The organism is uncultured Methylobacterium sp., from assembly GCF_964242245.1.
GTDB lineage: Bacteria > Pseudomonadota > Alphaproteobacteria > Rhizobiales > Beijerinckiaceae > Methylobacterium.
The window spans coordinates 29,433-36,605 of sequence record NZ_CAXTBY010000030.1; the positions used below are offsets into that span (position 1 = coordinate 29,433).

A 7,173-nucleotide genomic window follows, 5' to 3' on the forward strand; every position below is an offset into this window, starting at 1 on the left:
TGGCGTGGCGGCACGCGGCAGGGGCGTGAGGCGCACGATCACGCCTATGCCGTCATCGGAACCGCCGTCACGAAATGCGCCGTCCGGTTCACATCAATCCGCCAGACCGTCCGTATTCGCGGCATCCGGCCATCGGGCGCGCGGATCGGTCCCTCGAAGAGGTACTTCATGTCGCCGAACCGGGAGATCGCTTGGCCGGCATAAGTCTCAGGTCGTGCGTGGCTGAGAAGCTCGTAGGCGAGATGATCGGGTGCCTCCTGCGTGAAGCCGAACCGCAGGAAAAATCGCGCTTTCGGACCACCCTCGGCATGGTGCGCGTTCAAGAGATACTCGACCGTCTTGCGCGGGTTGAGGCTCCACGCCAGCGGCCAGGGCGGCAGGCTCAAGGCTGAGATGACTCCACGCGGCGCAGGTGGCCGGCCTCGACGGTCGCCAGCGCGCCTGCCGGATGCGCGAACTCGACTTCGTAGGCCGCCCCGTCCCGCCACACGCCGACGACGGTTCCCTCCGTGCCGGCCGGGATCGCATGCCCGCCGTCAGTGAGGACCGCAGCCGTCAACGCGACGCGATCGAGCTCCATGAAATCCGATCGCGGCTCGTCGCGCCTCAGCAGGTAGACCGTCTCAACGTACATCCCCACAGGCTACGTGGTGTGCCGCTTTTAGCAAGCCTTAGAGCCGTGCCCGACCAAGTTGGATCGGGCACGGCTCTAAGGTCTTATCTTGACGCGCTTCCTGACGACGAATCGGTGTGCACTTCGTCGGGAAGCGCTCTGGTGACCCGACAAGCCTTGGTGACCCGAACCGCACTTCCGGGAGCAGAACAGCCCGGAGGGCAAACCGGCCGCTCTACGCATCCTCGCCGAAGCGGTCGGCGAGCAGCGCCTCGATCGCGGCGAGGCAGGCGTGCGCGTCCGCGCCGACGGCCGTGACCGCGACGGAGGTGCCCTGCGCGGCGCCGAGCGTCAGCAGGCCCATGATCGAGCGCCCGCCCACGGTCTCGCCTGCGCGGGTGACGGTGACGGCGGCGTCGAAGCGCTCGACGGTCTGGACGAACTTTGCCGACGCCCGCGCGTGCAGGCCGCGCCGGTTGATGATCGGCAGGCGCCGCAGGAGGCCGCCCTCCGGCACCGGCGGCGCGTCGTCCGGCTCGTCAAGGTCGTCCATCGTCCGGCGCGCGTCCCTGTTCGTCCCGCGCGATCGTCCGCGTCGGTTGGGGGCGCGGGTAGGAGCCCGGCGCCGTCGCCACCGTGCGTAGCGGGTCCGGCGGCGGGACGGAAGCCTACTTGCCGGCCAGGACCCGCGAGGCGACGTTGATGTACTTGCGGCCGGCCTCCTGCGCGTGGAGCACGGCCTCGCCCAGCGATTCCTCGTCGCGCACGCTCGCCAGCTTGATCAGCATCGGCAGGTTGATCCCGGCAACGACCTCGACGGCCCCCCCGTTCATGCAGGACAGGGCGAGGTTCGAGGGCGTGCCGCCGAACATGTCGGTGAGCACCACGACGCCGGTGCCGGTGTTCACGCGGCAGACCGCGGACATGATGTCCCGGCGCCGCAATTCCATGTCGTCCTCAGGTCCGATCGTGATCGTCTCGATCTGTTCCTGGGGACCGACCACGTGCTCCAGCGCCGCCTTGAACTCGGTCGCGAGCAATCCGTGAGTGACGAGCACCATGCCGATCATCGACGCGTATTCCGACGCCCTGGGAACGAAGCCGCCATTTTGTGCATCGCACGCACCGACTCAAGACGGTCGCGACGTTTTGGTCGAACCGTCGTCATCATGCCACGCAAGTCGGCATCGCGCTACGGGAACGCACGGGCGTCGCCGACGCGAAGCCGCGTGTGCGGCTGCGAAGACACGCCTGCGGCCGCGAGCACGAGCATCGGCGCGGCCCCTGCGTCGCGGAGCGCCCGGTCGACGACGAGATGCGGCAGGCGGAGGCCGAGGAGGTGCGCCTCCGGGATCGCCACCTCCGGCAGGCGCGGCGCGGCCTCGACCAAGTCGACGATGAGGCGCACGACGCAGGCAATCACGGCCTCGACCGCGACGATGCCGTGACCGCGGATCTCAATGCGTCCGGCAAGCGCCGGGTGCGGCCGGGCGACGAGGCGCCCGTTCATGGACGCCAGCCGAATCCGGTCGTCGCCGACGAGGGCGGCAAAGCGTCCCCGGCCCGCGGCCCGCTCGATCAGGGCGAGGGCGAGGCTGGACTTGCCGGCGCCTGCCGCTCCGCGAATCAGCACTCCGGCCTCGCCGAGCGCGACGCAGGTGGCGTGGCAACTGGCCTGCATCGTGTCGGGCCGCGCGCGCAGATCCGCCTCGGCGCTCACGCCGCACGTGCCGCGGCACGCGGGTCCCCGTTTCCGTGCGGCGGAGCAGATCCGCGGCACGCAGGTGGCGCTACCCCGGGTCGCGGGAGGATCACGCCGCCGACAATTGCCGGGGCGCCGCCGGCAGGCGCACGACGAAGCGGGCGCCGCGGACCGTCGGCTCGCCCTCCTCGTCGGCCGGCCCGGGGCGGTTCTCGGCGCGGATCGAGCCGCGGTGGGCCTGCACGATCTGGCGCGAGATCGAGAGGCCGAGGCCGGAATTCTGCCCGAAGCCCTGCTCGGGCCGGTCGGTGTAGAAGCGCTCGAAGATGCGCTCCAGCGCGTGCTCGGGGATGCCGGGGCCCTCGTCCTCGCAGATCACCTCGATCTCGCCGCGCACCCGCCGCAGCGCCACGCGCACCTTGGCCTCGCTCGGCGAGAACGAGCGGGCGTTGTCGAGGAGGTTGTTGATCACCTGTCCCAGGCGGCTGTCGTGGCCGATGATCGCGAACGGCGCGTCCGGTTCGCTCGCGGGCGCGTCGACGTCGAGCTGGATCAGGCAATCCCGGGGGCGCTTGCGCTCGTTGGCGACCGAGACCACCGTGGTCAGGAGCCTCCTCAGGTCGACCTTGCGCGCCTCTGCGCGGGCGAGCTCGGCGTCGAGGCGCGAGGCGTCGGCGATGTCGCTGATCAGCCGGTCGAGGCGGCGCACGTCGTGCTGGATGATCGCCATCAGGCGCCCGCGCGACTCGTCGGTCTTGGCGAGCGGCAGGGTCTCGACGGCGCTGCGCAGCGAGGTCAGCGGGTTCTTCAACTCGTGGCTGACGTCGGCGGCGAAGCTTTCGATGGCGTCGATGCGTCGGTAGAGCGCCTGCGTCATGTCCCGCAGCGCACCGGAGAGATGGCCGATCTCGTCGGTGCGGCTGGTGAAGTCCGGGATCTCCTCGCGGGTCTTGATGCCCGTGCGGACCTTCTCGGCGGCTTCCGCCAGCCGCCGCACCGGCCCGGCGATGGCGCCGGCGAGCAGCATCGACAGCACCACCATGATGACGGCCGCCACGATGAAGACCTGGAACAGGCCGAAGCGCTCAGAAGCGATGACGCGGTCGATCGTGTCCCCTTGCGTCGAGAGCATCAGGGCGCCGCGCACGGCGCCCGAGCGCTGGATCGGCACGGCCACCGAGACTGTGGTGTCGCCGACCTCGTTGCGGCGCACGAGGCTGTCGCGGCCCCCGTTCAGGGCGGTCTGGACCTCGCGCAGGGAGTGGCCGTTGGTCGGGCCGACCTCCTCCTGCGGCCTCACCCGGTCGCCGAACAGCCCGAAGGTCCAGGACTGGGCGAACTCGAAGGCCCGTTCGAGGAAGGAGCGCTTGCGCATCTGCGGCGCGCCGGGCGCGCCCTCCGTGCGGCTGAACAGCGAGCGCGTGTCGAACAGCAGGCCGCCCTCGCGGTCGTACACCCGGGCCCGATTGCCGGTGGGCGTCACGAGGCGGCGCAGCAGCGGCGCGACCTGCTCCGGGTTCAGGGAGAAAGCGAGCGGCGCGGATTCTTCCTCGGTCCCGCCCTCGCCGGCCTGCTGCTGGAGCAGCTTGTCGGGGTCGATCCGGATCGTGCCGGTGTCGACGGAGGCCGAGGAGGCGATCGCGCCCGCGATGATCTCGCCCTGGATCGCGAGGCTCTGGACGCGGGCCTGGATCAGCCCCTGCCGGAACTGGTTCAGGTAGAGGAAGCCGACGAGCAGCGCGATCAGCCCGACGAGGTTCAGGACGACGATGCGGCGCGTCAGGCTCGACGAGGCACGCTGGCCAATCGCGTCCCACGAGGCGCGCGGCCACGAAAGAGGCCCGCGGCGCGGCTCTTCATCGGTCTGGGCTATCACGGCGGTCCGGCATCTCGGGGCTGGGCGAGGTGTGGGGGAGGGGGCCTACCCCTCCTTGAAGCGGTAGCCGACGCCGTAGAGCGTCTCGATCATGTCGAAGGCGGTGTCGGTCACCTTGAACTTCTTGCGCAGCCGCTTGATGTGGCTGTCGATGGTGCGGTCGTCGACGTAGACCTGATCGTCGTAGGCCGCGTCCATCAGGGCGTTGCGGCTCTTCACGACGCCGGGGCGGTGGGCCAGCGCCTGGAGGATCAGGAACTCGGTCACCGTCAGCGTCACCGGCTCGCCCTTCCAGGTGCAGGTGTGGCGCTCCGGGTCCATCATCAAGGAACCCCGCTCGAGCGAGCGGGCGGCGGCGTCCGCCTCGCGGGCGGCGGCCCCCGGGCCGTCCTTGGGGGCGAAGCGGCGCAGCACCGCCTTGACCCGCTCGACCAGCAGGCGCTGCGAGAACGGCTTATGGATGAAGTCGTCCGCGCCCATCTTCAAGCCGAACAACTCGTCGATCTCCTCGTCCTTCGAGGTCAGGAAGATCACGGGAAGGTCGGATTTCTGCCGCAGGCGCCTGAGAAGCTCCATCCCGTCCATGCGCGGCATCTTGATGTCGAAGATCGCGAGGTCCGGCGGCGAGTGCTTGAGGCCGTCGAGCGCCGAGGCGCCGTCGGTGTAGGTCTGGATGCGGTAGCCCTCGGTCTCCAGGGCGATCGACACCGAGGTGAGGATGTTGCGGTCGTCGTCGACGAGGGCGATGGTCGGCATGCGCATTCCTTGACTGACGGTGCGGGCTCGTGGATCGACCCGCTTGCCCGCTGCCGGCCCCGGTCGGAGCAGGCAAAGACGCGAACGCAGCGCCGTAAGGCCGGGTCCGTTTCGCGCGGAAGGACAGGTTCTTTAAGCCGATCGCTCGAAAAAAGCGAGCGGCGGTCATAGCTTGGCTGTATTCGGCCAATGCGCCGCGGTTCCGCGCCCTCGTCCGCGCCCGCGCATTGGCCCTATGATCCGGCGCGGGCGAAGTTTTTGCGCAGGAGCATCGGGGCCGATGAGCGAGACATCCGGGACGAACGGCACGGGCGAATCAGCGGGCCCGCGCGGCCCCGCCCGTCCGCTGCCGGCGGCGCAGGCGCCCTTCGACGCGATCGGCCTGTCGCGCCGGCTCCTGCGGGGTATCCGCTCCGGCGCGCTCGCCACCCTCGACGCGGACGGGACTCCGTTCGCGTCGCTCGTCACGATCGCCACCGACGTCGACGGCACGCCCTTGATGCTGCTGTCGCAGCTCTCCTCGCACACCCGTAACCTGATCGCCGACCCGCGGTGCTCGCTGCTGTTCTCCGCCGGCGGCAAGGGCGATCCGCTGGCCCATCCCCGCCTCACGGTCGCCGGACGCGCGGCGCGCACCACCGAGTTGCGGGCGCGCGAGCGCTTCCTCGCCCGGCATCCGAAGGCGAAGCTCTACGCCGACTTCCCCGATTTCGGCTTCTTCGCGCTGACGCCCGAGGCCGGCCACCTGAACGGGGGCTTCGCCAAGGCCGCCACGCTGACGCGCGACGAACTCCTGCTCGACCTCGCCGAGGCAACCGCGCTCGTCTCGGGCGAGCGCGGCGCGATCGAGCACATGAACGCCGACCACGCCGACGCGCTCGCGCTCTATGCGGCCTCGGAAGGCGCCGGCCCGTGGCGCCTCACCGGGCTCGACCCGGAGGGCATGGACCTGATGGCCGGGGATCGCACGGCGCGCGTCACCTATCCGGAGCCGGTGCGGGACATGGGCGCCCTGCGCAAGGTTCTCGTCGTCATGGCGGCGCAGGCCAGAGCAGGCGGGCCGGAGGCGCAGCCCTGAGGCGGAGGGGACGTTCCGGGGCCGGATCGGGACGAAAAAACCCGAATCCTGCAGGTCTCGATCCGGTTTCGGCCCCTCGGATGCTCGCACCGGTATGGCGAGCCGGGGTCACCCATGCCATATCGGTGTCATGACCGAGACTCAGACCGACACCTACCCCTTCAGCCTGGACGTGCGTCCCGTCAGCGATGCGGCCGGCCCATTCCAATGGACCATCCGCAAGCACGGGAAACTGCACCAGCGCTCCGACCGAAAGCACCCGACCGAGGCCAAGGCCCGCTCGCACGGGGAGGCGGAGATCGAGCGCCTGATCCGTGACCGGGGTCGCTGAGCGCCGCCGCGGGACGGTTCAGGAGAACCCGCCAAGACCCGCGGGCTGAATACGCACGGCGGCAGGCACCTGGGCCTTGGTCCCTGATGCCTGCCGAGCGCGCGAGCTTCGTCCGTCAGGCCTCCTCTACGGGCGCCTCCTCCTTGACGGCCTCCGGCTCGGCTTGATCCTGACTGGGTGCCGGATTGAGTGCTGGGCGCGTGCGTCGGCGCGTCCAGCCGGGCGACGCACGCGGGGCGCCCCGCGTCACCTCCTCGTTGCCTTCGAGCACGCGCTTCACCCGCGCGTTGAAGTCCGACATGGAAATGCTGGGCGAGCGCCCGTTCGGTGGCGTGCGAGCCATATTCGGCCTCCGCTTCGTAGCCCAAGGCACGGAATTGCGCGGAGGGGGTCGGATTTAGATAGGGCTTATCGGTTGGAAACCGAAGGCTTGGTTGGAAACCCAAGGCTCGCGCCGGTTCCGCGGCCGAGGCCCGGCCGAATCCCCGGTCTCTGCCGCGGCCCGCGACTCCGCCCGCGCTTGGCGCTCCCGCGTCCGGCTGCTATCCCGCAGGCGACCGACCCGCTTCCTCACAGTCAGACGGCGCGCAACCAAGGCCTCACGGGCCGGCGAGCCTGCGCCGGAGATCCGCAGCGATGACGACCTCGGCCATCGACAACATCCGCAACTTCTCGATCGTCGCGCACATCGATCACGGCAAGTCGACGCTGGCCGACCGGCTGATCCAGACCACCGGCACGGTGGCGCTGCGCGACATGAGCGAGCAGATGCTCGACTCGATGGACATCGAGAAGGAGCGCGGCATCACCATCAAGG

Annotated in this window: 11 protein-coding genes; 3 read left to right on the plus strand and 8 right to left on the minus strand. The window is 70.1% G+C overall.

Translation table 11 applies throughout. The annotated features are described in order from the left end of the window. Window positions 1-44 precede the first annotated feature (44 nt). The 7 genes from ACFE8Y_RS09365 to ACFE8Y_RS09395 form a co-directional block, all read right to left on the minus strand. The gene (locus ACFE8Y_RS09365) at window positions 45-386 is read right to left on the minus strand and encodes a DUF6883 domain-containing protein (protein WP_375464113.1); all 342 of its coding nucleotides are present in this window, start codon (window positions 384-386) and stop codon (window positions 45-47) included. After that, window positions 383-580 carry a DUF4926 domain-containing protein gene (locus ACFE8Y_RS09370; RefSeq protein WP_375464114.1) on the minus strand — a complete coding sequence of 66 codons (198 nt, stop codon included), beginning with the start codon at window positions 578-580 and terminating at the stop codon, window positions 383-385. The genes ACFE8Y_RS09365 and ACFE8Y_RS09370 overlap by 4 nt, the downstream gene beginning before the upstream one ends. 268 nt (window positions 581-848) lie before the next feature. Then, window positions 849-1,166, minus strand: coding sequence for an HPr family phosphocarrier protein (locus ACFE8Y_RS09375; RefSeq protein WP_375464115.1), 318 nt, complete (start codon window positions 1,164-1,166; stop codon window positions 849-851). Window positions 1,167-1,281: 115 nt separating this feature from the next. Further along, a complete protein-coding gene (locus ACFE8Y_RS09380) occupies window positions 1,282-1,683 on the minus strand; it encodes a PTS sugar transporter subunit IIA (protein ID WP_375464116.1) in 402 nt (133 codons plus the stop codon). A gap of 122 nt (window positions 1,684-1,805) precedes the next feature. Beyond that, complete coding sequence (locus ACFE8Y_RS09385) at window positions 1,806-2,333, minus strand: HPr kinase/phosphorylase (RefSeq protein WP_375464117.1); 528 nt, start codon at window positions 2,331-2,333, stop codon at window positions 1,806-1,808. A 91-nt stretch (window positions 2,334-2,424) separates the two neighbouring features. Then, window positions 2,425-4,191, minus strand: a complete 1,767-nt coding sequence (locus tag ACFE8Y_RS09390) for a stimulus-sensing domain-containing protein (protein WP_375464118.1) — start codon at window positions 4,189-4,191, stop codon at window positions 2,425-2,427. A 45-nt stretch (window positions 4,192-4,236) separates the two neighbouring features. Then, entirely contained in the window at window positions 4,237-4,947 is a 711-nt protein-coding gene (locus ACFE8Y_RS09395; protein ID WP_147728688.1) for a response regulator transcription factor, read from the minus strand. 280 nt (window positions 4,948-5,227) lie between these two features. Between ACFE8Y_RS09395 and ACFE8Y_RS09400 the strand changes: the two genes are divergently transcribed. Continuing rightward, a complete protein-coding gene (locus ACFE8Y_RS09400) occupies window positions 5,228-6,025 on the plus strand; it encodes a HugZ family protein (protein ID WP_375464119.1) in 798 nt (265 codons plus the stop codon). A gap of 130 nt (window positions 6,026-6,155) precedes the next feature. Then, complete coding sequence (locus tag ACFE8Y_RS09405) at window positions 6,156-6,356, plus strand: hypothetical protein (RefSeq protein ID WP_375464120.1); 201 nt, start codon at window positions 6,156-6,158, stop codon at window positions 6,354-6,356. 115 nt (window positions 6,357-6,471) lie between these two features. Here the strand turns inward: ACFE8Y_RS09405 and ACFE8Y_RS09410 are convergent, their stop codons facing one another. Further along, a complete protein-coding gene (locus tag ACFE8Y_RS09410; protein WP_375464121.1) occupies window positions 6,472-6,699 on the minus strand; it encodes a hypothetical protein in 228 nt (75 codons plus the stop codon). 149 nt (window positions 6,700-6,848) lie between these two features. Between ACFE8Y_RS09410 and ACFE8Y_RS09415 the strand changes: the two genes are divergently transcribed. Then, a partial coding sequence (locus ACFE8Y_RS09415; RefSeq protein ID WP_375464124.1) for a GTP-binding protein occupies window positions 6,849-7,173 on the plus strand: 325 nt, incomplete at its 3' end.

Excerpts from the sequence above, each read along its gene's own strand:
- ACFE8Y_RS09410 (WP_375464121.1), bottom strand. The coding sequence starts at position 6,699 with ATGGCTCGCACGCCACCGAACGGGCGCTCGCCCAGCATTTCCATGTCG.
- ACFE8Y_RS09405 (WP_375464120.1), top strand. The coding sequence starts at position 6,156 with ATGACCGAGACTCAGACCGACACCTACCCCTTCAGCCTGGACGTGCGT.
- ACFE8Y_RS09395 (WP_147728688.1), bottom strand. The coding sequence starts at position 4,947 with ATGCCGACCATCGCCCTCGTCGACGACGACCGCAACATCCTCACCTCG.
- ACFE8Y_RS09380 (WP_375464116.1), bottom strand. The coding sequence starts at position 1,683 with ATGATCGGCATGGTGCTCGTCACTCACGGATTGCTCGCGACCGAGTTC.
- ACFE8Y_RS09375 (WP_375464115.1), bottom strand. The coding sequence starts at position 1,166 with ATGGACGACCTTGACGAGCCGGACGACGCGCCGCCGGTGCCGGAGGGC.
- ACFE8Y_RS09370 (WP_375464114.1), bottom strand. The coding sequence starts at position 580 with ATGGAGCTCGATCGCGTCGCGTTGACGGCTGCGGTCCTCACTGACGGC.
- ACFE8Y_RS09400 (WP_375464119.1), top strand. The coding sequence starts at position 5,228 with ATGAGCGAGACATCCGGGACGAACGGCACGGGCGAATCAGCGGGCCCG.